The following is a 21,094-nucleotide window of genomic DNA, read 5'->3' on the forward strand; positions in this document are numbered from 1 at the left end:
CGCGGGCCCCGGGGGTGAACAGGCTCGCAGGGGGCACGATGCTGCCCGCATGTGCCCGTTTGGCGGGGCGACGGCCTGTGGCACGGGCGGCGGGCGTGCCCGTTTCGGGGGTGGCGGGTGCCCGTTCGCCGCCCGTATGGCGGGCGGGCCCGGGTCAGGGACGCTCGAAGGCGACCTCGGGGTCGGCCGGATCGGGGCCTTCGAGCAGCGGCTGGGGGATGCCGCGCAGGGACTGGTCGAAGAAGGCCCCGACGTAGGCGCGGGTGAGGCGCTGGGAGCGCTCGCCGGAGAGCGGCGCGTCGGGCAGGGCGGCGCCGAGCTGGCCGAGCAGGACGGGGACGTCGGTGAAGGTGAAGTGGCCGGAACCCTTGACCGTCAGCCACCGCTTCCAGCCGTCCAGGCCCCGCCAGGTGCGGTCCCAGCTCTCGTCCCTGCCGCCCGCGCTGTGCTCGGCGCGGGTGCCCAGCATCAGGAACGGGCGCCCCGCTAGCCCGGTGGCGGGCGTGTGGAAGGTGCCGTCCATGTTCAGGCCCGCCCGCACCCGGTGGTCCGCGGCCATGGCGGCGAGCGCGGCGGCCCCGCCCACGGAGTGGCCGCCCGCCCCGATCCGGGCGGGGTCGATGAGGTGGGAGTACCGCCAGGTCGCCTTGGGTCCCGTCAGCCGGTCGATGACGTACGAGAGGTCATCGGCGCGCCCCGTGGTGACGGTCTTGAGCACGCCGGGCTCGGTGAGTGTCCTGCACGCCGCGCAGGTCAGCGTCCGGCCGCCGGGGAACGCGGCGCCCGCGGCCTCGTAGGCGTGGTCGACGGTGGCGACGACGTAGCCGCGGCTGGCGAGGTCCTCGGCGAGGTGGGTCAACGTGGCGCGGGACGTGGTGAATCCGGGCGAGAGCAGGACCAGCGGGAACCGTCCCTGGAGGGGGCGCGCGTCGGTACGCGCGAAGGTGCGGGCGCCGCTGTAGTCGGCGGCGGACACCTTCCCTGCCATGTGCCCCGACGTCAGGAGGAGTTGGGCCTCCTTCTTGGTCATGTAGCGGGCGGGGCGCCCCGATCCGGGCAGCGCGGGGTAGTACGCCGAGACCATCAGCTCCCGCGCGCCCGCCGAGGGCACCCAGGGGTCGCGGCGGCTCTTGTCGACGAGGTGCAGGGTGTCGCGGCCGACCGCGAACGGTCCGGTGGGCCGGGGAAGTTCGGCCTCCGCCGTGGCCACGGACGACGTCGCCCGGCCATCCGAGGCGCCGGGCGGCGTCGCGGCGAGGGAGGCCGCGCCGTCGGCCAGGGGCAGGGTCAGGGCCAGGGCGAGCAGCGGAACGAGGGCACGGCCACGCAGGGTCTTCCGGGTTTCGCTCATGCAAAGAAACGCTAGAGGTCCTGTGCCCGGCATCGCGTCGCCCCTGAGCAGGAACCGGAATGGGCCCTTCGTCAAGAGAACGTCGACGTCGCAGGACGAACGTCAGAGGTCACGGGCGCCGAACGTCGATCGAACAGGAGCCCAAGGTCAGTGCGCGGACGGTCCGGTCGTCACCCGGTTCGCAAACCGTTCGTCAGTACGGCCACACCGGCGGGTTCGTGCAGAAGTGGCCGCCCAGGTGTGCGTGGTCCGGGTTGGCGGGATCGAGCTCGCCCTGCTCGGCGACCAGCTTCTCGGCGTACTGCTCGGAGTCGTCCCGCGGCTCGTAGCCGAGGGCACGGGCCGACGAGAGGTCCCACCACAGGCGGGTGTTGGCGGAGGAGCCGTAGACGACGGTGTGCCGCACGTCCTCGGCGGTGAGCGCGGCGTGGAAGAGCCGGGCCCCGTCGCCGGGGCTCATCCAGACGGACAGCATCCGTACGTTCGCCGGTTCCAGGAAGCAGGAGCCGATGCGGACGGAGACGGTCTCGATGCCGTGCTTGTCCCAGTAGAGCTGGGCGAGGTCCTCGCCGAAGGACTTGGAGAGGCCGTAGAAGGTGTCGGGGCGGCGCGGGGTGTCGACCGGGACCAGCGGCTGTTCGCCCTGGGGCCGCGGCGTGAAGCCCACCGCGTGGTTGGAGGAGGCGGCGACGATCCGCCGCACGCCCTCCTCGCGGGCGGCTTCGTAGAGGTTGTACGTTCCTTCGATGTTCGCCTTCAGGATCTTGTCGAAGGTGGACTCCAGGGAGATGCCCGCGAGGTGGAGCACGGCGTCGACCCCGCGCACGGCCTCGCGCAGCGCGTCCCGGTCGGCGAGGTCGGCGGTGACGGCGTCCGGCTCGCCGGGCAGGGGGCGCATGTCGAGCAGGCGCAGCGTGTAGCCGTAGGCCGGCAGGAGCCCACGCATCAGGGTGCCGAGGCCGCCTGCGGCGCCGGTGAGCAGGACGGTGCGGGGAGCGGGCATGGCGGGTCTCCTCGTGCGCGGCCGCGGTGGGCCACATATGCATGTACTCATGTGTACTCATGCGCGTACAGGATTCACATCCATGGACACGCTAGGGATCTCGGCCGTACCGCGTCAAGGGTCCTGACGGCGTGGCCCCCGAGTGTGCGCGGAGCCGGAAAATCCGCTCCTGTGCGGGGAGTTCGCGCGCTTGACCGGCGTCTGGGGGGCGGCTTAGCGTGAGTGCGTTCAGGGATATGGACATGGATCAGAAACGTGCACGCCTAGGGAGAGCCCGTGACGTCAGCCCCCCTCGCCACTCGACTTCGCGTCCCCAGCGGGCCGTTGTTCTTCCCGGTCACCGCGTTCGGGCCCGATGGATCCGTCGACGTCGACGTCTTCCGCGCCCATGTGCGCGAGGGCGTCGAGGCCGGTGCGGCGGCCGTGTTCGCCTGCTGCGGCACGGGCGAGTTCCACGCCCTGACGCCCGAGGAGTTCCAGGAGTGCGTCGCCGCGGCCGTCGCGGAGACGGCGGGCCGCGTGCCGGTCGTCGCGGGCGCCGGATACGGCACCGCGCTCGCCGTGCGGTACGCGCGCCTGGCCGAGGAGGCGGGCGCCGACGGGCTGCTCGCCATGCCGCCCTACCTCGTCGTCGCCGGACAGGAGGGCCTGGTCAGGCACTACACCGAACTCGCCGCGGCCACCTCCCTCGACGTCATCGTCTACCAGCGCGACAACGCCGTGTTCACCCCGGAGAGCGTCGTCGAACTCGCCCGCGCCGAGCGCGTCATCGGCTTCAAGGACGGGCTCGGCGACATGGACCTGATGCAGCGCACCGTCTCCGCCGTGCGCGGCGAAGGACCGCACGACTTCCTCTACTTCAACGGCCTGCCCACCGCCGAGCTGACGGGGCTCGCCTACCGCGGCATCGGCGTCACCCTCTACTCGTCGGCCGTCTTCTGCTTCGCGCCCGACATCGCGCTCGCCTTCCACCGGGCGTTCAACTCGCGTACGGAGGAGGGCGACGCGGCCGTGAACCGCCTCATCGACGGCTTCTACCGGCCCTTCGTCGAGCTGCGCGCCGAGGGGCGCGGCTACGCCGTCTCGCTCGTCAAGGCGGGCGTGCGGCTCGGCGGCCTCGACGTGGGACCCGTCCGCGCGCCGCTGCACGAGCCCGCCGACGATCACGTCAAGCGCCTGGCCGAACTCGTCGAGCAGGGCAGGGCGTTGCTGCGGGAGGGCGCGTGAGGACCGCCGCGTTCCTCTACCCCTGGGACGTCGTCGGCGACCCCGAGGCCCCCGCGCGCCTGGTGAGGTTCGGCATCCGGCAGGTCACCCTCGCCGCCGCCTACCACTCCACGCGCGCGCTGACCCCGCGCCACCCGCGCCACCGCGTCGTCACGGCCGCGCACGCGTCCGTGCTGTACCCGCCGGGAGGGCAGTGGCAGGGGCGTGCGCCGCGGCCCTACGCGGCGGGCGACTGGGCGCGCGGCGACGCCTACGGAGAGGCGGCCAAGGCCCTTCAGGACGCCGGGATCGAGGTGCACAGCTGGGTCGTCCTCGCCCACAACTCCCGCCTGGGCGGCGACCATCCGGCCACCTCCGTGGTCAACGCCTACGGAGACCGCTACCCCTGGGCGCCCTGCGTCGCGCAGCCCGCCACGCGCGCGTACCTGGTCGACCTCGCCGCCGAGGCCGCCGTACGCCCCGGAGCGCGCGGCACGGAACTGGAGTCCTGCGGCTGGTACGGCCTGGCGCACCTGCACGCCCACGACAAGATCGCGGGCGTCCCCCTGGGCGAGGCCGGGCAGTACCTGATGTCGCTGTGCTTCTGCTCCTGCTGCAGGGAGGGGTACGACGGGCAGGGCCTGGACCCCGACGCGCTGGCGTCCACCGTCCGCGAGGGCCTGGAGCCCGTGTGGCGCGGCGAGGCCGACGACACGGGCTGGGAGTCCGTCGAGAAGCTCATCGGCGCCCGGCAGGCGGCGGCCACGCGCGCGTGGCGCGAGGAAACCGCCCGCACGCTCCAGGAGGCCGCGATCGGCGCCGTCCGCGCGGCGGCCCCCGCCGACTTCCAGGTGCTGCTGCACGCGGACCCGGTGCCGTACCACTGCGGCGCGAACGCGGGCGTCGACCCGGCGCACGTCCTCTCCGTGGCGGACGGCGTGGTGGTGCCCTGTACGGGCGGCGTGCGGGCGCTGCGGCCCTTCGCCGCCCACGCGCGGACCGGGACGGTCCTGGCCGCCAACCTCACCGTGGTGAGCGGCATGGGCGGCAGCCCCGCCACGCTCGCCGCCGACGCGGCCGGGGCTGCGGAGCTCGGTGCCACCGAACTCCGTCTCTACCACGCGGGACTGGCCTCGGACGCGGACCTTGCGCAGGTCGCGGAGGCCCTGTCACACCCGCGGTGATCGCCGATACGATCCGCGCACCACAACCGTCGCTCCAGTATCAGGGGACAAGGGAGACAAGGTGCGCAACAAGGGGATATCCGCGCTGGTCTGTGCCGGACTGATGGCGGGGGCCGCCGTGCTCGGCGGCGCGGTGCCCGCCACCGCGGGGACCGGCGCGGCGGCCCGGGCCGGTGACGCGGCGACCGACATCCGCGAGCGGCTCGAGAGGATTCCGGGCATGACGGTCGTCTCCGTCGCCGACAAGGAGGGCTTCCCTCTCTACACGCTCACGTACGCCCAGCCCGTCGACCACCGCAAGCCCAAGGGCGCCACCTTCACCCAGCGCGCCACGCTCTGGCACAAGGACACGGGCAAGCCGACCGTCCTCTACACCGGCGGCTACACCCTCGCGGGCGGCACCACCGCGCTCACCAAGCTCATCGACGCCAACCAGGTCAGCGTCGAGCACCGCTACTTCGCGCAGTCCCGCCCCTCGGGCGCCGCGGGCGACGACTGGTCCAAGATGACCGTCCAGCAGGAGGCCGCCGACGAGCACCGCCTCACCCGGGCGCTTCGCGGGATCGAGAAGGGCAAGTGGCTGGGCACCGGCGCCAGCAAGGGCGGCATGACGGCGACGTACCACGAGCGCTTCTACCCCGACGACCTCGACGCCGTCGTCGCGTTCGTCGCGCCCAACGACGCGAACAACCGCGACGACAGCGGCTACGAGCGCTTCTTCGAGACGGTCGGCACCAAGGAGTGCAGGGCCGCGCTCAACGCCGTACAGCGCGAGATGCTCGTACGCCGCGACGCCCTGCTCCCCAAGTTCGAGGCGGACGCCAAGACCAACGGCGACACCTTCGAAGAGACCCTCGGCACCACCGACCGGGCCTACGAGTTCGCCGTCCTGGACCAGGTGTGGAACTTCTGGCAGTCCGGCACCGCCGCCGACTGCCCGACCGTGCCCGACGCGAAGAAGGCGGGCGACGACGAGCTCTACGACTGGTCGAAGAAGCACGGCTTCAGCGTCTACCAGGACGAGACCCTCGGCACCAACGGCACGGGCCCCTACTACCGGCAGGCCGCCACCCAACTCGGCTGGGCCGACCTCAAGTTCAAGCACCTCAAGGACGTCCGCCACTACCCGGACATCTACCAGCCCAACTCGGTGCTGCCCGCCGCCATGCGCGGCACGTACGAGAACAAGACCATCGCCGACGTCGACCGCTGGGTGAAGACCAAGGGCAAGCGGATGATGTTCATCTACGGCGAGAACGACCCGTGGAGCGCGGAGAAGTTCACCCCGAGCCACCGCGACTCGCACCGCTACGTGGTGCCGGGCGCCAACCACGGCGCCTCGATCGCCAAGCTGCCCGCCGCCGAACAGGCCGAGGCCGTCGCGACGATCAAGCGCTGGGCGGACGTGAAGTAGCCCGCTCCCGGGCCCCTTCGTCCCCCCAGGACCTCAGCAGGGGCGCGGCGATCAGCAGCCGCGCCCCCGCGAGCACCGGGAGCAGGATCGCGATGTCGACGCTCTCCACGAGCGCCGCGCCCGCCGCGATGCCGATCGCGGTGGGCGTGAACATCAGGGTGTTGGCGGTCGCCGCCACCCGCCCGACGAGCGCGTCGGGCGTCTCGCGTTGTACGGCGGTGAGGCCCGCGATCAGTACGCAGGGCAGTCCGATGCCGTTCGTGAGGCTGCCCGCGAGGACCGCGGCGTCGTTCGGCACCGCGGTCAGCGCCGCGGAGAGGGCGGTCAGGGCGATGCCCGCGCCGCCGAACCGGCGCGCGCCGAACCGCCGCATCAGCGCCCCCGACGCCACGCCCACCGCGACGGACCCCGCGCCCTGCACGACGTAGAGCACGCCCGTGTACGTGGGGGAGTGGCCGAGGCGCTCGACGACCGCGTAGACCGTCGCGCCGGTGATCCCCGAGCTCAGCATCGTCAGGCCGCCCGCGACGACGAGCGGCCGGAGGCGTTCGTGCCCCCACAGATACCTGGCCCCCTCCGCGGTCCTCGCCCGCAGCGAGGCGAGCTCACGCACCGGGACGGCCTCGCGCACTCGCAGGAGCGCGAACATCCCGGCGGCGAGCACGAACGTGACGGCGTCCAGGAGCGCCACCGGGGCGCCCCCGTACGCGGCGAACAGGCCCGCGCCCGCGAGCGGCGCCACCAGCTTCATGCCCTCGTTCGCGGACATCCGCAGGCCGTTGAAGTCGCCGAGCAGCTCCTTGTCGACGGCCGTCGCGACCAGGGCGGCCTCCGCCGCGTCGGTGACGACGCCGCACGCCCCGTAGAGGAAGAGCACCGTGAACAGGATCCAGAGCCGTCCCGCGTCGTCGTCGACGGCGACCAGGGTCAGGAGCAGTGCGGCGAGCGCGAGGTTGGCGGCCACGAGCAGCGGTCTGCGGCGGGTGCGGTCGGCGAGCGTGCCGAGCAGCGGGCCCATGAGGGTGGGCGCCCACAGCGCGAACTGGCAGAGCGCGGCGAGCCCGTCGGATCCGGTCAGCTCCTTCACCCAGATCCCCGATGCCAGCCACAGCGCGGAGGTCCCGAAGCCGGAGACCACCACCGCGCCGAGATAGAGCCCCGCGTTGCGGTCCCGCAGGACGCGCACGATCGTCGTTGTCATGCCAGCCGATGCTGCTTCCTAAGGCCCCCCGGACGGAATCGGGCGGATTGCCTAGTGGCCCGCGATGAGTTCGGGCCACCGGGCCGGTCTACAAGAGGAGACGTACCGACACTGCCGACTCAGACGTACCGGGATCGCCGACTCAGAAGGACTTCTCATGACGACCGACACGCTCGACCTGGGGCCGCAGGCCCGCCTCGTGGCACGGATCGCCGACCGCGTCGCGGACGAGCGGCTCACCGGGCCCACCCCCTGCCCCGACTACACGGTGCGCGAGGTGCTCGGTCATCTGCTGCACCTCTCCCGCGCCTTCGCCCAGGCCGCCCGCAAGGACCTCGGACCCGAGCTCGACCGGGACCCGGGGAGCTCCGCGCCGGAGCTGGCGCCCGGCTGGCGCGCCGAGCTGCCCGAGGCGCTCGACGCCCTCGCCGACGCCTGGCGCGACCCGGCGGCCTGGCAGGGCATGACCCGCGCGGGCGGCATCGACCTGCCGGGCGAGGTCGCGGGACTCGTCGCCGTCGACGAACTCGTCGTGCACGGCTGGGACCTGGCGCGCGCCACCGGCCAGGAGTACGCGCCCGACGTGGCGAGCCTGACGGCGGCCAAGGCGCTGCTCACGCCCGCCGAGGGCGGGGGCGGGGACGACGGCGGCCTGTTCGGCAAGCCGGTCCCGGTGCCGGACGACGCCCCGCTCCTGGACCGGGTGATCGGCCTGAGCGGCCGCGACCCGCGCTGGACGCCGACGAGTTGAGGAGCCCGGGGGACCCCTCAACTCGTCGGCCGGGCATGGAGATCTGGTATCGATCGATTAAAAGGTCTCCCAAAGGGTCTCCCCACACCCGGGTCAATGCGCGTAGACAGTCGGTGACCTGCACGATCCACGACCCGACCCGGAGATCGCATCCATGCGGAAGTCCCTGCGCGTGGCCGCCCTGGCCACCACCTGTACCGTCGCGGGCGCCGTCCTGTACGGCACCGTCGCCACCGCCGACCAGGACCGGCCCCGCGCCACCAAGGAGCCCCACAACATCGGCCTGCTCGTCGGCGAGATCGACGCGTACTACGGCGCGACCAAGGGTGCCGACGGCGTCTGGAAGTCCTCGCCCGACAGCCCGTACGCCAAGGATCTGGCCCGCATCCAGGCCAAGGCGAAGAAGGACATCAAGAAGGCCGCGCGCAAGGCCCACCATGGCCACGGCGAGAAGCCCGCGATCGTCCTGGACGTTGACGACACCGCGCTGCTCAGCTTCGACTACGAGAAGTCCACCAACTTCACGTACAACAACGACAGTTGGGACGCGTACGTCAAGGCGGCCAAGCGCCCCGCCGTGTTCGGCATGCCCGAACTGGTGAAGTACGCCAAGAGCAAGGGCGTCGAGGTCTTCTTCCTCACCGGGCTCGCCGAGTCGCAGCGCGATGGCGCCGTCACCAACCTCGCGAAGGCGGGGTACGACACGCGCCTCGACCGCACCCACGTCTTCACCAAGGACAAGGTGAACCCCCCGGCCTACCTGAGCCACTGCGCCACGCCCGCTGCCTGGAAGTGCGACACCGTCCAGTTCAAGGAGGGCACCCGCAAGCACATCGAGTCGACGGGCTACGACATCGTCGGCAGCTTCGGCGACCAGGTCTCCGACCTCGCGGGCGGCTACGCGGACAAGACGTACAAGCTCCCCAACCCGACGTACTTCGTGGGCTGAATCCGCCCCTCCTGCTGCATGGCGTCGCGAGATAGGTTGCATTCCTGACTAGGTCGCTCTACGGTCTAGGTAGCTCAGACGCTCAGGGCCGCGCGGCACAGGGCACCTCAGGTGCCGCGCGGCCCCCAGGGAAGGGGGATCCCATGACCATCTCGCCGGACTTCTCGGTTGCGGCCACGACCGTCACGGCCGCGCTCGCCGCCTATCTGCTGCTCGGCGAGCCCTGGCTCGGCCGTCGCGCGTACGGCTCGCTGGCCCGCCGCAGGGACACCGAACCCCGCGCCCTGGTCCGCTACTTCACCTTCGTGCTCGCGCTGTGGTGGGCCCTCGCCGCCGTCGCGGGCGCGGCGCTGCTGCTCTCGCCCGCCGCGGCCGCCGCCGACTTCGGCCTCGCGATGCCCGAGCGCCCCGGGTACGCCGTCGCCATCGTCCTGGTCATCGGGGCCGCCGCGGTCGCCTCGGGGCGGAACTTCCGCGACCTCGCCGCGCAGGGCAAGAACGTGCCGGGGATGGCCGCCATCGAGGCGATGCTGCCGCGCACCACCGAGGAGCGCAGGCTCGCGATCGCCGTCGCCGTGACCGACGGCTTCTGCGCCGAACTGGTCTACCGCGGCCTCCTGATCGCCTTCGGCGTCGGTGCCCTCGGCCTCAACCTCTATGCGGCGGCGGCCCTTTCGGTCCTCGTCTACGCGGTCGCCGGGTACTACCAGGGCCGCCAGGGCGTCCTCGTCTTCGGTATCTTCGGGGCGGTGCTCACCGGTCTCTACCTCGCGACGGGCAGCCTGCTCGTCCCGGTCGCCGTGCACGTGATCCTCTCGATGCGCGACCTGATGCTCCCCGCGCCGGACAAGCTGCGCGCGGCGCCCGCCGCATGACCCGCCGCCTGACCCGCCGAAAGGGAGCCGTCCCATGCTGAAGGGCAGCCGCCCCGTGCTGAAAGGCAGACCGCAGTGACCGCCGACCGTCGCGCCAGCTGGTTCAAGGGCGTACTCGACCTCCTCGTGCTCGCCAGCCTCACCGACGGCGAGAGCTACGGCTACGAGATCGCCAAGCTGCTCGGCGCGGCGGGCTTCGGCCAGATCAAGGGCGGCACGCTCTACCCCGTCCTCAACCGTCTGGAGGAAGCGGGCCTGGTCGACGCGGAGTTCCGGGCGACCGAGAAGGGCCCGGGGCGCCGCTACTACCGGCTCACCGACGCGGGCCGGGAGACCCTCGGCGAACAGGGCGGCCTGTGGCTCGCCTTCGACGCATCCGTACGTGACGTCCTCGCGAAGGCGGGAGTGGATCCACGATGAACACCCGCTACGAGCAGGACGGCTACCTCATCGACCTGGCCGAGCGGCTGCGGTCGCACGGCCTGCCCGCCGATCGCGTCGAGGCGACCGTCGCGGACCTGGCAGCCCACCTGGAGGAATCCGGGGCGGACGACGCCGAGGCCGAGTTCGGGCCCGCCGACGAGTTCGCCGCGCAGCTGGTGCCCGCCGCGGGGGAGCGGACACCGGCCGCGCCCGCCGAGCAGGTGGAGACCTGGCGCTGGACCGCCGACACCTATGTCGACGAGGAGCTCCTGAACCGCTTCGGCGGCGAGGGCTGGGAGGTCGAGCGGGTCGACGCGCTCGGCCGTTTCGTCAGCCACCGCGACCTGGCGAGCCCGCAGCGCTGGGAGTACCGGCGCGAGCTGGTGTCCCGGGGGCGCGAGGGGCTCGACGCGCGGCTCGCGCCCGACGGCTGGGAGGCGTGCGGCACCTGGGCGGTCTACGCGTGGTTCAAGCGGCCGCTGGCGGCGAGCCTGGGCCCGGCCGCCGAGGTCGCGTCGCCGCCGCCGGTACCGGAGCGGTCCCGCTTCTTCAGCCGGAAGTTCTATGCCCTGCTGGCCGTGCTCGCGGTCGCCGTGGCCGTCGCGGGTGTCTCCGTGGCCGTCGGCGACGGCGAGGAGAGCTCCGGGGCGGGCTTCCTGGTGGGGCTGCTGTGCGGGGCTGCCGCGGTGGCCGCCGTTCTCTGGATCACCCAGACGTGGCTGGCCCGTTCCCGTTCCCGCTAAGGGCGACCCGCGTACGGAGAAGTCCCGGTGGCCCCCGCATCTCCCGGTGGCCACCGGGACTTCTCCGTACGCGTACCCACCGGGCACCCGGGTCGCCCGGTCCATAACGGGCGGTCGCCCCTCATGACTTCAGCGCCGCCTCCATCATCGCCTTCGCGATCGGCGCCGCCAGGCCGTTGCCGCTGACCTCGTCACGTGCCGCGCTCGACGACTCGATCATCACCGCGACCGCGACCTCCTTGCCGTCGCCGCCCTTGGCGTACGAGGTGAACCAGGCGTACGGCGTCTTGCTGTTGTTCTCGCCGTGCTGCGCGGTGCCGGTCTTGCCGCCGACGGTCGCGCCGCTGATCTTCGCGTTCGTGCCCGTGCCTTTCTCGACGACCGTCTGCATGGCGGACTGCAGGCCCTCGGCGGTGGACTCGCTCATCACGCGCTGCGCGTCGCCGTCGCCGTACTTCTCCAGGACGTTGCCGTCCGCGTCGCTGATCTGCGAGACCATGTACGGCTTGGCGAGCTCGCCGCCGTTGGCGATGGCCGCGGAGACCATCGACATCTGCAGCGGGGTGGCCGTCACGTCGAACTGGCCGATGCCGGTCAGCGCCGTCTGGGACTTCTCCATGCCGGACGGGTAGACGCTCTTGCCCGCGCGCACCGGCACGTCCAGCTTGTCCGCGTTGAAGCCCATCTTCTCGGACATCGCCTTGACCTTGTCCTGGCCCAGGTCGACGGCCATCTTCGCGAAGACGTTGTTGCACGAGTACTGGAGCGCCGTGCGGATGTTCGCGTTCTCGCAGGGGGCGGACCGGTTCTCGTTGTTCAGGACCGTGCGCGTGCCGGGCAGCGTGTACGGGTTCGGGCTGCTCGTCTTCTCGTCCACCGAGCCGTAGAGACCGTCCTCCAGGGCGGCCGCCGCGACGACCAGCTTGAACGTGGAACCGGGCGGCAGCGGCTGGCGCATCGCGCGGTTGACCATCGGCTTCTCCTTGTCGGTGGTCAGCTCCTTCCACTCCTTGGAGTCCGTGGAGCCACTGATCTTCGACGGGTCGTACGACGGGGTCGAGACCATGCCGAGGATCTTGCCGGTCTTGGGGTCGATGGCGACCGCGGCGCCCTTGATGTCACCCAGCGCCTTGTAGCCCGCCTTCTGCACCGCGGGATCGATCGTGGTCACGACGTCGCCGGGGTCGGCGCGCTTGTTCGTGACCGTGTCGAGCGGGTTCTTCAGCCGGTTGTCCGTGCCGTCGAGCAGGTCCTTGTAGATGCCTTCGAGCTGGGTGGCGCCGTAGACCTGGGAGCTGTAGCCCGTGACCGGTGAGTAGAGGTCGCCGTCCTTGTAGGTGCGCTTGTACGCGAGGTCTCCGCCCTTCGTCCGCTCGGAGCCGGTGATGGCCTCACCGCCCACGATGATGTCGCCCAGCGGGTTCGCGTACTGCTCTATCGCGTTGCGCCGGTTCAGCTTGTCGTCCGCGAGAGCCTTCGAGTCGTAGAACTGCACCCATGTCGCCCGCACAAGCAGGGCGAGCACGAGCACCAGCGCGAAGACCGAGGCGTGCCTGATCGTCTTGTTCATCCCACGGGAGGACGAGCGGAGGGGAGCGGTTCGTTCCCTTCTGCGCCGCTTCCGGCCGTTTTCTCAGAGAGTTCTTAAGGTTCGGGGAGTTCTCGGGGTTCGGGGCGCCCGGTGGCCGTGGTCCCCGGAGAGCGTGCCTCAGCCGGTCTTCATGAAACCCGCCTCGTACGCCGCGATCACCGCCTGCGTACGGTCCCGGGCGCCGGTCTTGGCGAGCACGGAGGCCACGTGCGTCTTGACCGTCGCCGCGCCCACGCCCATCCGCCCCGCGATCTCCGCGTTGGTCAGGCCCGCCGCCATCAGCCGGAGCACCTCGCTCTCCCGGCCCGTCAGCCGGGCCACCCAGGCGGGCGGCGCGGCCTCGGCCCCGCCGTACTCGGCGGCGAGCGCCCGGACGGCGGCGGGGAAGAGCAGCGAATCGCTGTGCGCGACGATCCGCACGGCCTGGACCAGGGAGTCCGCGTCCGCCCGCTTGAGGAGGAAGCCGGACGCGCCCGCGCGCAGCGCCTCGTACACGTAGGAGTCGTTCTCGAAGGTCGTCACGACGACGATGCGCGGTGGCTCGGGCATCGCCGCCAGGATGCGCTCGGTGGCGCGGATGCCGTCGATCTCCGGCATCCGGACGTCCATCAGGACCACGTCGGGCGTCAGCTCCCGCACCACGGACACCGCCTCGGCGCCGGTCGCGGCCTCGCCCACGACCTCGATGCCCGGCTCGGCGGAGAGGATCGCGCGCAGCGCGGTGCGCACCATGCGCTCGTCGTCCGCGAGGACGACCCTGATGTCGTGCGCCGTCATTGCTGTCCCTTCAGAGGAAGTCGTACGTCCAGTCGCCACATCCCGTCGGCGGGTCCCGCCCGCGACGTGCCGCCGAGCAGCCGCGCCCGGTCGGCGACGCCGCGCAGACCGTGACCGCCGCCGGGGCGCGAGCCGGGGGAGTGCGGCGGCAGCGGATTCTCGGCGGTGACGGTCAGGCCGGTGTCGTCCAGGGCGATGCGCAGCGTCACGGAGGTGCCTTCGCCGCCGTGCCGAAGGGCGTTGCTCAGGGCCTCCTGCACGATGCGATACGCCTCGCGGGAGACCAGCGGCGGCACCGCTTCGGGCGCCGCCGCCACGTCGGCGCTCACCCGCAGTCCGGCCGCCCTGGTGCGGCGCAGCAGCCCGGCCAGGTCGGCGAGGGTCGGCGCGGGCTCCGTCGAGCGGGCGTCGTCGGCCTCCCGCAGCACGCCGAGCACGGCGTCGAGCTCGCCGACCGTGCGCCGGGTGGTGTCCTCGATCGCGGCGAGCGCCTCGCGGACGAACTCCGGATCCTTGTCGAGGACCCGGCGGGCCGCGCTCGCCTGGAGCGTCACGGCGCTCAGCGCGTGGCCCACCGAGTCGTGCAGCTCGCGGGCGAGGCGATTGCGTACGGCGAGGTCGGCGGCGTGCTGCTCGGCGGCCGCGAGCCGGTCGGCGGGCGTGGGGCCGAGCAGTGCGGGCGCCCAGCGCGCGAGCAGCCCGCCCGCCGCGGCCGCGCACGCCCCGAGCGCGGCCAGGGCCGCGAGGCCGATGAGCGGCGCGAGCGCCAGCATCCACGGCTCGTCGAAGACGGCGGGCGATCCGGTGCTCCCGCCCCGCAGTCCGGGCGCCACCGGCAGGGCGATCAAGAAGACGGCGAACGGCGGCAGCGCGAGCGACATCCCGCTGATGATCCCGCCGAGGCCGAGGTGGAGCGTGAACCACGCGACGGTACGGCCCCGCGCCGCCCGGCTCCGCGCGGGCCCGTCGGCGAGGGGGCCGCCCGGAACGTCGCACAGCGCGCGCACGGCTGCCACCGACATCGGGCGGGTCAGCGGGAAGAGCGCGGTGATCGCGGCGAGCGGCAACCCGACGGCGAAGGAGGTGAGTTGGGCGGCGACCGAGCCGAAGAACTGCTTGTCGCCGAAGAGCGGGCCGACGATCACGGAGCCGACGAAGACGTACGGCATGGCGAGGGCGCCGCCGAGGATCAGATGGATCCACCTGCGGCGCGCCCGCCGCCCGAACAGGGCGGCCGCCAGGTCCTTCACGCGGTGGACCTCGACCGCTCCCCGAGGAAGCGCGCCCCCGTGGCGGCCACGAGCAACCCGATGATCATGTGCACAGCGTAGGTCAGGAGCATCGGCCCGGTGGGCCGCTGCCCGATGTCGCCCGCGCCGATGAGCGCGCCGAAGAGCAGCCAGCCGCCCCAGCAGCCCACCGCGCCGGAGCCGAGCCAGGCGAGCGCGAGCGGCACCTTCACCGACAGCGACGGCGGCCGCCGCAGGACGAGCAGCAGGGCGCCCGCCACGGCCGCGAGGAGATAGACCGCGTTCAGGCACTCCAGTACGGCGAACCCGGCGTCGCGCCCCTCGGCCCGCGACGCGTTGAGGCCTGCGTCGACCCCCGAGGCCCACAACAGGTGCGCGGTGACGGGGAACAGCGCGAGCGGCGCGGCGCAGAACGCGGCGATCCGCGGGCCCCTGGCGCCGTCGCGCGCCGGCTCCCCGAGGCGGCCGCGCCACAGGTGGGCCCAGCGGTCCTTCGCGTACAGCACGAAGAGGGCGCCGAGGGCGATGCCCTGGAGGATGAAGCCGCTGTAGACGACGCCGAACACCCAGTCGTGCAGGAAGGGTTCGGAGTCCGCCTCGCCCCCGGAGGACCCGGCGGCGCCACCGCCGAGCGCGGTCACGAGGAGCTGCAGCGGGAACCCGGCCATGATCGGCACGAGCAGCCCGCTCGCCACCCACATCGGCACGGCGAGCAGCCATGCGGGCGTGCGCAGGCCCCAGGGCCGGGTCAGGAGCAGCACCAGGACGAGCACGGACGCGTCCATCAGGACGGTCAGGCCGTTGGCGAAGATCATCATGGTGCGGTGCTCGAGGAGCGGGCTGCTCCCGGGGATCCCGAGGTGACTCCCGGAGATCCAGGCGATCTTGAGCGAGAGATACGGGAGGCAGGCGAGCCCGGCGACGACTCGCAGCGCGCGACGGACCCCACCGAGCACGAAGGGTGCGCCGCCCCCTCCCGCCTCCCGCGGCAGGACGGCCCCCTCCCGCCGCCCGCTACGGCCCACCGGGGAAGAAGATGAAAGCGAGGTCAGATCCATACGTCAACGCTCCCGCGCCCCCACGCGACACACGTCCTGCGCCGTGAGGATCCGCCTCCCCCGTGTGGCGGAGGGGGCCCGTCCACCCGGCGGCGTCCCGCCCGCGACACGGGAGGATCAGTTGGCGTCCAGGATCAGGACCACCTCGTCGATCTCCGCCCCGCGGGCCTGCGCGAAGCCCCGTTCGCGGGCGGTCGCGCGGAAGCCGCATTTTTCCAGGACCCGCAGCGAGCCCGCGTTGTCCGCCGCCGCACGGGCGTACAGCGGGCGCTCGGGGACGAGTTCGAGGAGTTCGCGCAGCGCGGCCGTGGCCAGGCCGCGGCCCCAGTAGGCGCGGTCGATCCAGTAGGTGACCTCGCGCTCGCCCGGTTCGCCGTACACCGCGGCGTTGCCCACCACGTCGCCGTCCGCGAGGACCGTGCGCAGGTCTACGCCGACGGCCGCGCGGTTCCTCGCCCAGCGGGCCTCGAAGCGGTCCCGGTCGGCGGGGTCCTCGGGGGTGAACGCGGCCATGTGGCGTGACTCGGGGTCGTTCAACTGCCGGAAGAAGACCGGCAGATCACTGTCGTGTACCTCGCGCAGGGTGACGTCCATGCCTCAGAGCCTACGAGTTGCCAGTGTCAGTCGGTCCCGCGCGTCGAACAGCGCGTCCTTGACCATCTGTTCGTGGGCGGGCGTGAGGCGCGCCACCGGCACCGAGCAGCTGATCGCGTCGCGTGCCGGGGTGCGGTAGGGGATGGCGACGCCGAAGCAGCGCAGGCCGAGCGTGTTCTCCTCGCGGTCGACCGCGAAGCCCTGCTCACGCACCGTACGCAGCTCCTCGATGAGCTTCTCGCGGTCGGTGATGGTGTGCTCGGTGAGCGCGGGCAGCGTCTCGGGGAGCATCTTGCGCACCTGCTCGTCGGTGTGGGTGGCGAGCAGCGCCTTGCCGAGCGAGGCGGAGTGCGCGGGCAGGCGGCGGCCCACGCGCGTGAAGGGCCGCAGGTAGTGCTGGGACTGGCGGGTGGCGAGGTAGACGACGTTCGTGCCGTCGAGCCGCGCCAGGTGGATCGTCTCCGTGGTGTCGTCCGAGAGCCGGTCCAGGGTCGGGCGGGCGGCCGCGACCACCTCGTCGCCGTCGATGTAGGACGTGCCCACGAGCAGCGCGCGCACCCCGATGCCGTACCGCGTGCCGGTCGCGTCCGTCTCCACCCAGCCGAGCTCGACCAGGGTGCGCAGCAGCATGTAGAGGCTCGACTTCGGGTAGCCGACGGCTTCCTGGACCGCGGCCAGGGAGTGCATTCCGGGACGGCCCGCGAAGTACTCGAGCAATTCCACCGTCCGCACCGCGGACTTGACCTGCGCACCGCCTCCGGTCTCGCCAGCCGACATCGCCCTTGACCCCTTAGTTCGCCGAGAAATAGTCTCCGAAGTCTCCACTCATTCAGCATTGGAGACGGTGTTCAGCATATCGAACGCCCCTGGTGAGTGGCATACCTCTGGCAAGACCCCTGGCAAGACCCCTGGCGAAAACCGGCATCACCTCTGGAAAGGGAATCCGCGGTGGCAGCAGCACCAGTCTGGAGTGTCGACCCCCGAACCGGGAAGCAGCGCGAGCAGGTTGCGGTGGCGGCCACCGCGGAGGAGGTCGACCAGGCGGTCCGCGCCGCCGCGGCCGCCACGTCCGCGCTCGCCGTCCGCGCCGTCCGCGCCGCCTTCCTGCGCACCGCGGCCGAACTCCTCGAAGGGGCCAAGGAGCACCTCGTGGAGGCCGCCGACGCGGAGACCGCGCTCGGCCCCGTCCGGCTCACCGGCGAACTCGCCCGCACCTGCTACCAGTTGCGGTCCTTCGCGGCCGTCGTCGACGAGGGCGCCTTCCTCGGCATCGTCATCGACCACCCGGACGCGACGGCCACCCCGCCCGTCCCTGACCTGCGCCGCTACAAGATCCCGCTCGGCGTCGTGGCCGTCTACTCGGCGTCCAACTTCCCCTTCGCCTTCTCCGTGCCGGGCGGCGACACCGCCAGCGCCCTCGCCGCGGGCTGCCCCGTCGTCGTCAAGGCCCACCCCGACCACCCCGCCACCTCCGAACTGGTCGCCGCCACGCTGCGCAGGGCCGCCGCGCGACACGGCATCCCGGAGGGCGTGCTCGGTCTCGTCCACGGCTTCGACGCGGGCGTCGAACTGGTCAAGCACCCGCTGGTGTCAGGGGCGGGCTTCACCGGTTCGGTACGGGGCGGGCGCGCCCTCTTCGACGCGGCCGCCGCCAGGCCCGTGCCGATCCCCTTCCACGGCGAGCTCGGCTCCCTCAACCCCGTCGTCGTCACCGAGGCCGCGGCCGCCGAGCGCGGCGAGCAGATCGGCACCGGACTCGCGGGCTCGATGACGCTCGGCGTCGGCCAGTTCTGCGTCAAGCCGGGCCTGGTCCTCGCCCCCGAGGGCGCGGGCGGCGACCGGCTCGTGAAGTCCCTGACCGAGGCGGTCAGCGACACCGAGGCCGGGGTGCTCCTCGACCACCGCATGCGCGACAACTTCGTCGCGGGGGTCCGCGAGCGCGCCGAACTCCCCGACGTGGACGCCCCGGTGACGCCCGGCGCGGGCGGCGAGCACACGGTCAGCGCGGGCTTCCTCACCGTCCCCGCCGCCCGGCTCGCCGAGGAAGGGGCGTACGACCTGCTCCTGGAGGAGTGCTTCGGCCCGGTCACCGTCGTCGCGCGGTACGCCGACGACGTGGAGATCACCGCCGTCCTCTCCCGCCTGCCCGGCAACCTCACCGCCACCGTGCAGCTCTCCGCCGACGAGGCGGCGGGCGAGAGCGGCCGGGGCGCCGAGCTGCTCGCCGAGCTGACCCCGCTGGCGGGCCGCGTGCTCGTCGACGGCTGGCCCACCGGCGTCGCCGTCGCGCCCGCCCAGCACCACGGCGGCCCCTACCCGGCCACCACGTCCACGTCGACGTCCGTGGGCGGCACCGCCATCGAGCGCTGGCTGCGCCCCGTCGCGTACCAGAACACCCCCGAGGCACTCCTGCCGCCCGAGCTGCGCGACGCCAACCCGCTGGGTCTGCCGCGCCGCTACGACGGAGCCCAGGAGCACTGACGTGCCGGGCGCCTGGAACACTGACGCCATGGACGTCACTCTCCCCGAACTGCCCTTCCCGCTGCGCACGTACGGCCCCGAAGGCAACTGGTCGTACGAGGAAGGAACGCTCACCGGCTGGGCGGGCGCCCGCCAGGACCGCTTCGTGCCGCCGACGGGCGAGGCGCTGGACCCCGCGTCCGACGCGCCCCGCCTGCTCGGCGCGCCCGAGGGCGACTTCCAGCTGATCGCCCGCGTCACGGTCGGCTTCGCCGCCGCCTTCGACGCGGGCGTGCTCTATCTGCACGTGGGCGACCGGGAATGGGCCAAGCTCTGCCTGGAGCGCTCCCCGGACGAGCCCACGATCTGCACGGTCGTCACCCGCGGCCGCTCCGACGACTCCAACGCCTTCGTCGTGGACGGCGACAGCGCCTGGCTGCGCATCAGCCGTACGGGCTCGGCGTTCGCGTTCCACGCGTCGAAGGACGGCAAGCACTGGACGTTCGTACGGATCTTCTCGCTCGGCGACGAGGAGTCCGCGCGGGCCGCGCTCGTCGGCTTCCTCGCGCAGTCGCCGGTCGGGGAGGGCTGCGTGGTGACGTACGAGAACATCGAGTTCCGGCCCAACTGGCCGCAGGGGCTGCGGGACGGCTCCTGACGACTGATCCGCTGGAGACCCGCTGGAGACCCGCTAGAGACTGATCCGCGCCCCGGTCGCGGCCGACCGCTCGATGGCGTCGAGCAGCCCCTGGCGGCGCGCCGCGTGGGCGAAGTCCGGGGCGTGGGCGGTGCCTTGGGTGAGGTCGGCGTGGATCTGGGCGTACTGCGCGCCCACGTTGTACGAGGGGAGCCCGCGCACGCCGTCGAGGGCGCGGACGTCGAAATGGCGTGCGGGGACGGGGAGTTCGGCCACCGAGACCTCCGCGCCCCGCGCGCCCCGTACGGTCAGTGCCGCCTGCTGGAGATGGCCCGAGTCGCCCGTGACGACCAGGTCGCCCGCCGTGCCGTTGATCTCCCAGTGGAAATTCGTCCCCCGGGAGAGCCCCGCGCGAAAGTGCGCCGAGACCACGGCGCCGCCCGCGAGCCGCCCGCTCACCGCGATCTGGTCGTCGGCCGTCATCGGCGCGGCCCGCCCCGTGCTCTCCTCGCGCACGACGGGACGCCGGGTCGCCAGGGTCGCGGAGACCTCGGTGAACTCGCCGAGCACCATGGTCACGGCGTCGATCGTGTGCCCGAACGGGATGGTCAGCATCGTGCCGCCGTTGGCCCTGTCGAGCAGGTACTCCCCGCCAGGATCGAAGACGGCACCCCAGCGCCGCCCCGACGCGACCAGGCTGGTGGAGAGGACCTCGCCCACGTATCCGTCGGCCACCAGGTCGCGGACGTACCGGACCGCGGGTGCCGAGCGGGCCTGAAGACCCGCGAACGTCCGCACCCCGGCGCGGTCCGCGGCCGCCGCGAGCTCCTCGGCCTCGGCGAGGCCGTTGCCGAGCGGCCACTCGGAGAGCACCGCCTTGCCCGCCCCGAGCGCGGCGAGAATCACCTCGCGGTGCAGCGGCACGCGCACGCTCACCACGACCAGGTCGACCTCGTCGCTGCGGACGAGCTCCTCGGTGGAGCCGAAGGCCAGCGGCACCCCGTACTTCTCGCCCGCGGCCCGCGCCGACGCGCCGCTCGACGCGGACAGGGCCCGCAGCGCGTACCCGTCGAGGGCGGTCAGCGCGGGCAGGTGGGACCGGGGTGCCCAGCCGCCGCGGGCGGAGAGGCCGACGAGGCCGACGCGGACGGGGGACGGGAGGGCGGTGGTCGCGAAGTTCATGATCGGGACGGTAGGCGGCGCCCCCTGATCACCCGCAAGGGGGACAGCTATATTTTGGAAACCATGACTGGTCAGACCGGCAACGACGCCCCCGGACGCCACGACATCTACGGACTGCTCTGCCCCGGCCGCGCGGTCTTCGAGCTGCTCGTGAACAAGTGGACGGGCCTGGCGATCACGGCCCTGGAGGAGGGGCCGCGCCGCTTCGGCGAGCTGCGCCGCAAGCTGGAGGGCGTCAGCCCCAAGGTGCTCACCCAGACCCTGCGCCGCCTGGAGGAGAACGGTCTCGTGCGGCGCACGGTCTACGCGGAGGTCCCGCCCCGGGTCGAGTACGAGCTGACCGAGCTGGGCCGCGGCGCCCTCGACCCCCTCGCCCACCTGCGCACCTGGGTCAGGGCGAACACGGGAAAGTTCGCGGCGGGGGAATGAGGCGCTTTGCCCATAC

General features: G+C 72.7%; 21 protein-coding genes. 11 read left to right on the forward strand and 10 right to left on the reverse strand.

The window, feature by feature from the left end:
* Positions 1–154 precede the first annotated feature (154 nt).
* Complete coding sequence (locus CP970_RS33510) at positions 155–1,351, reverse strand: alpha/beta hydrolase family protein (RefSeq protein ID WP_055553665.1); 1,197 nt, start codon at positions 1,349–1,351, stop codon at positions 155–157.
* A 193-nt stretch (positions 1,352–1,544) separates the two neighbouring features.
* Entirely contained in the window at positions 1,545–2,354 is an 810-nt protein-coding gene (locus CP970_RS33515; protein ID WP_055553666.1) for an NAD-dependent epimerase/dehydratase family protein, read from the reverse strand.
* 276 nt (positions 2,355–2,630) lie between these two features.
* Between CP970_RS33515 and CP970_RS33520 the strand changes: the two genes are divergently transcribed.
* The 3 genes from CP970_RS33520 (at position 2,631) to CP970_RS33530 (ending at position 6,158) form a co-directional block, all read left to right on the forward strand.
* Entirely contained in the window at positions 2,631–3,581 is a 951-nt protein-coding gene (locus CP970_RS33520; protein WP_055553668.1) for a 5-dehydro-4-deoxyglucarate dehydratase, read from the forward strand.
* Positions 3,578–4,744: a hypothetical protein gene (locus CP970_RS33525; RefSeq protein WP_055553670.1), complete on the forward strand. Its 1,167-nt coding sequence runs from the start codon at positions 3,578–3,580 to the stop codon at positions 4,742–4,744. The genes CP970_RS33520 and CP970_RS33525 overlap by 4 nt, the downstream gene beginning before the upstream one ends.
* Positions 4,745–4,805: 61 nt before the next feature.
* Positions 4,806–6,158, forward strand: coding sequence for a S28 family serine protease (locus CP970_RS33530; protein WP_055553672.1), 1,353 nt, complete (start codon positions 4,806–4,808; stop codon positions 6,156–6,158).
* Here CP970_RS33530 and CP970_RS33535 read toward each other — a convergent pair.
* Positions 6,133–7,359, reverse strand: coding sequence for an MFS transporter (locus tag CP970_RS33535; RefSeq protein WP_055553674.1), 1,227 nt, complete (start codon positions 7,357–7,359; stop codon positions 6,133–6,135). The two genes, CP970_RS33530 and CP970_RS33535, sit on opposite strands and share 26 nt — an antisense overlap.
* A gap of 157 nt (positions 7,360–7,516) precedes the next feature.
* Here CP970_RS33535 and CP970_RS33540 point away from each other — a divergent pair, with 157 nt between their 5' ends.
* From CP970_RS33540 to CP970_RS33560, 5 genes are all read left to right on the forward strand, one after another.
* Positions 7,517–8,110, forward strand: a complete 594-nt coding sequence (locus CP970_RS33540) for a TIGR03086 family metal-binding protein (RefSeq protein WP_055553676.1) — start codon at positions 7,517–7,519, stop codon at positions 8,108–8,110.
* 154 nt (positions 8,111–8,264) lie between these two features.
* Positions 8,265–9,059 (forward strand): HAD family acid phosphatase, encoded by a 795-nt coding sequence (locus CP970_RS33545; protein ID WP_055553678.1) that lies wholly within the window; start codon positions 8,265–8,267, stop codon positions 9,057–9,059.
* A gap of 143 nt (positions 9,060–9,202) precedes the next feature.
* Complete coding sequence (locus CP970_RS33550; RefSeq protein WP_055553679.1) at positions 9,203–9,934, forward strand: CPBP family intramembrane glutamic endopeptidase; 732 nt, start codon at positions 9,203–9,205, stop codon at positions 9,932–9,934.
* A 75-nt stretch (positions 9,935–10,009) separates the two neighbouring features.
* The gene (locus tag CP970_RS33555; RefSeq protein WP_055553681.1) at positions 10,010–10,354 is read left to right on the forward strand and encodes a PadR family transcriptional regulator; all 345 of its coding nucleotides are present in this window, start codon (positions 10,010–10,012) and stop codon (positions 10,352–10,354) included.
* Positions 10,351–11,100: a hypothetical protein gene (locus CP970_RS33560; protein WP_055553684.1), complete on the forward strand. Its 750-nt coding sequence runs from the start codon at positions 10,351–10,353 to the stop codon at positions 11,098–11,100. The genes CP970_RS33555 and CP970_RS33560 overlap by 4 nt, the downstream gene beginning before the upstream one ends.
* Before the next feature lie 121 nt (positions 11,101–11,221).
* Here the strand turns inward: CP970_RS33560 and CP970_RS33565 are convergent, their stop codons facing one another.
* The 6 genes from CP970_RS33565 to CP970_RS33590 form a co-directional block, all read right to left on the reverse strand.
* On the reverse strand, positions 11,222–12,670 hold the full coding sequence (locus tag CP970_RS33565) for a peptidoglycan D,D-transpeptidase FtsI family protein (RefSeq protein ID WP_055553686.1): 1,449 nt from the start codon (positions 12,668–12,670) through the stop codon (positions 11,222–11,224).
* A 138-nt stretch (positions 12,671–12,808) separates the two neighbouring features.
* A complete protein-coding gene (locus CP970_RS33570; protein WP_055553689.1) occupies positions 12,809–13,468 on the reverse strand; it encodes a response regulator transcription factor in 660 nt (219 codons plus the stop codon).
* The gene (locus CP970_RS33575; protein WP_055553691.1) at positions 13,465–14,718 is read right to left on the reverse strand and encodes a sensor histidine kinase; all 1,254 of its coding nucleotides are present in this window, start codon (positions 14,716–14,718) and stop codon (positions 13,465–13,467) included. The genes CP970_RS33570 and CP970_RS33575 overlap by 4 nt, the downstream gene beginning before the upstream one ends.
* Positions 14,715–15,743 carry a hypothetical protein gene (locus CP970_RS33580; RefSeq protein WP_317987173.1) on the reverse strand — a complete coding sequence of 343 codons (1,029 nt, stop codon included), beginning with the start codon at positions 15,741–15,743 and terminating at the stop codon, positions 14,715–14,717. The genes CP970_RS33575 and CP970_RS33580 overlap by 4 nt, the downstream gene beginning before the upstream one ends.
* 150 nt (positions 15,744–15,893) lie before the next feature.
* Positions 15,894–16,370: a GNAT family N-acetyltransferase gene (locus CP970_RS33585; RefSeq protein ID WP_055553449.1), complete on the reverse strand. Its 477-nt coding sequence runs from the start codon at positions 16,368–16,370 to the stop codon at positions 15,894–15,896.
* Positions 16,371–16,373: 3 nt separating this feature from the next.
* Positions 16,374–17,147 carry an IclR family transcriptional regulator gene (locus tag CP970_RS33590; protein WP_055553451.1) on the reverse strand — a complete coding sequence of 258 codons (774 nt, stop codon included), beginning with the start codon at positions 17,145–17,147 and terminating at the stop codon, positions 16,374–16,376.
* A gap of 171 nt (positions 17,148–17,318) precedes the next feature.
* Between CP970_RS33590 and CP970_RS33595 the strand changes: the two genes are divergently transcribed.
* A complete protein-coding gene (locus CP970_RS33595) occupies positions 17,319–18,851 on the forward strand; it encodes an aldehyde dehydrogenase (NADP(+)) (protein WP_079043883.1) in 1,533 nt (510 codons plus the stop codon).
* A gap of 28 nt (positions 18,852–18,879) precedes the next feature.
* A complete protein-coding gene (locus tag CP970_RS33600) occupies positions 18,880–19,488 on the forward strand; it encodes a DUF1349 domain-containing protein (RefSeq protein ID WP_055553477.1) in 609 nt (202 codons plus the stop codon).
* A 33-nt stretch (positions 19,489–19,521) separates the two neighbouring features.
* Here CP970_RS33600 and CP970_RS33605 read toward each other — a convergent pair whose 3' ends face one another.
* Complete coding sequence (locus CP970_RS33605; protein WP_055553455.1) at positions 19,522–20,649, reverse strand: Gfo/Idh/MocA family protein; 1,128 nt, start codon at positions 20,647–20,649, stop codon at positions 19,522–19,524.
* Between the two features lie 63 nt (positions 20,650–20,712).
* On the opposite strand from CP970_RS33605, the gene CP970_RS33610 reads away from it, so the two are divergent.
* Complete coding sequence (locus CP970_RS33610; protein WP_055553457.1) at positions 20,713–21,078, forward strand: winged helix-turn-helix transcriptional regulator; 366 nt, start codon at positions 20,713–20,715, stop codon at positions 21,076–21,078.
* Positions 21,079–21,094 lie beyond the last annotated feature (16 nt).

Source organism: Streptomyces kanamyceticus (assembly GCF_008704495.1).
Classification (GTDB): Bacteria; Actinomycetota; Actinomycetes; order Streptomycetales; family Streptomycetaceae; genus Streptomyces; species Streptomyces kanamyceticus.

Bases quoted from the DNA above. Each gene is read 5' to 3' on its own strand.
- CP970_RS33545 (WP_055553678.1), top strand. From the start codon at position 8,265: ATGCGGAAGTCCCTGCGCGTGGCCGCCCTGGCCACCACCTGTACCGTC.
- CP970_RS33550 (WP_055553679.1), top strand. From the start codon at position 9,203: ATGACCATCTCGCCGGACTTCTCGGTTGCGGCCACGACCGTCACGGCC.
- CP970_RS33565 (WP_055553686.1), bottom strand. From the start codon at position 12,670: ATGAACAAGACGATCAGGCACGCCTCGGTCTTCGCGCTGGTGCTCGTG.
- CP970_RS33540 (WP_055553676.1), top strand. From the start codon at position 7,517: ATGACGACCGACACGCTCGACCTGGGGCCGCAGGCCCGCCTCGTGGCA.
- CP970_RS33560 (WP_055553684.1), top strand. From the start codon at position 10,351: ATGAACACCCGCTACGAGCAGGACGGCTACCTCATCGACCTGGCCGAG.
- CP970_RS33510 (WP_055553665.1), bottom strand. From the start codon at position 1,351: ATGAGCGAAACCCGGAAGACCCTGCGTGGCCGTGCCCTCGTTCCGCTG.
- CP970_RS33605 (WP_055553455.1), bottom strand. From the start codon at position 20,649: ATGAACTTCGCGACCACCGCCCTCCCGTCCCCCGTCCGCGTCGGCCTC.
- CP970_RS33585 (WP_055553449.1), bottom strand. From the start codon at position 16,370: ATGGACGTCACCCTGCGCGAGGTACACGACAGTGATCTGCCGGTCTTC.
- CP970_RS33600 (WP_055553477.1), top strand. From the start codon at position 18,880: ATGGACGTCACTCTCCCCGAACTGCCCTTCCCGCTGCGCACGTACGGC.
- CP970_RS33590 (WP_055553451.1), bottom strand. From the start codon at position 17,147: ATGTCGGCTGGCGAGACCGGAGGCGGTGCGCAGGTCAAGTCCGCGGTG.
- CP970_RS33610 (WP_055553457.1), top strand. From the start codon at position 20,713: ATGACTGGTCAGACCGGCAACGACGCCCCCGGACGCCACGACATCTAC.
- CP970_RS33570 (WP_055553689.1), bottom strand. From the start codon at position 13,468: ATGACGGCGCACGACATCAGGGTCGTCCTCGCGGACGACGAGCGCATG.
- CP970_RS33535 (WP_055553674.1), bottom strand. From the start codon at position 7,359: ATGACAACGACGATCGTGCGCGTCCTGCGGGACCGCAACGCGGGGCTC.
- CP970_RS33515 (WP_055553666.1), bottom strand. From the start codon at position 2,354: ATGCCCGCTCCCCGCACCGTCCTGCTCACCGGCGCCGCAGGCGGCCTC.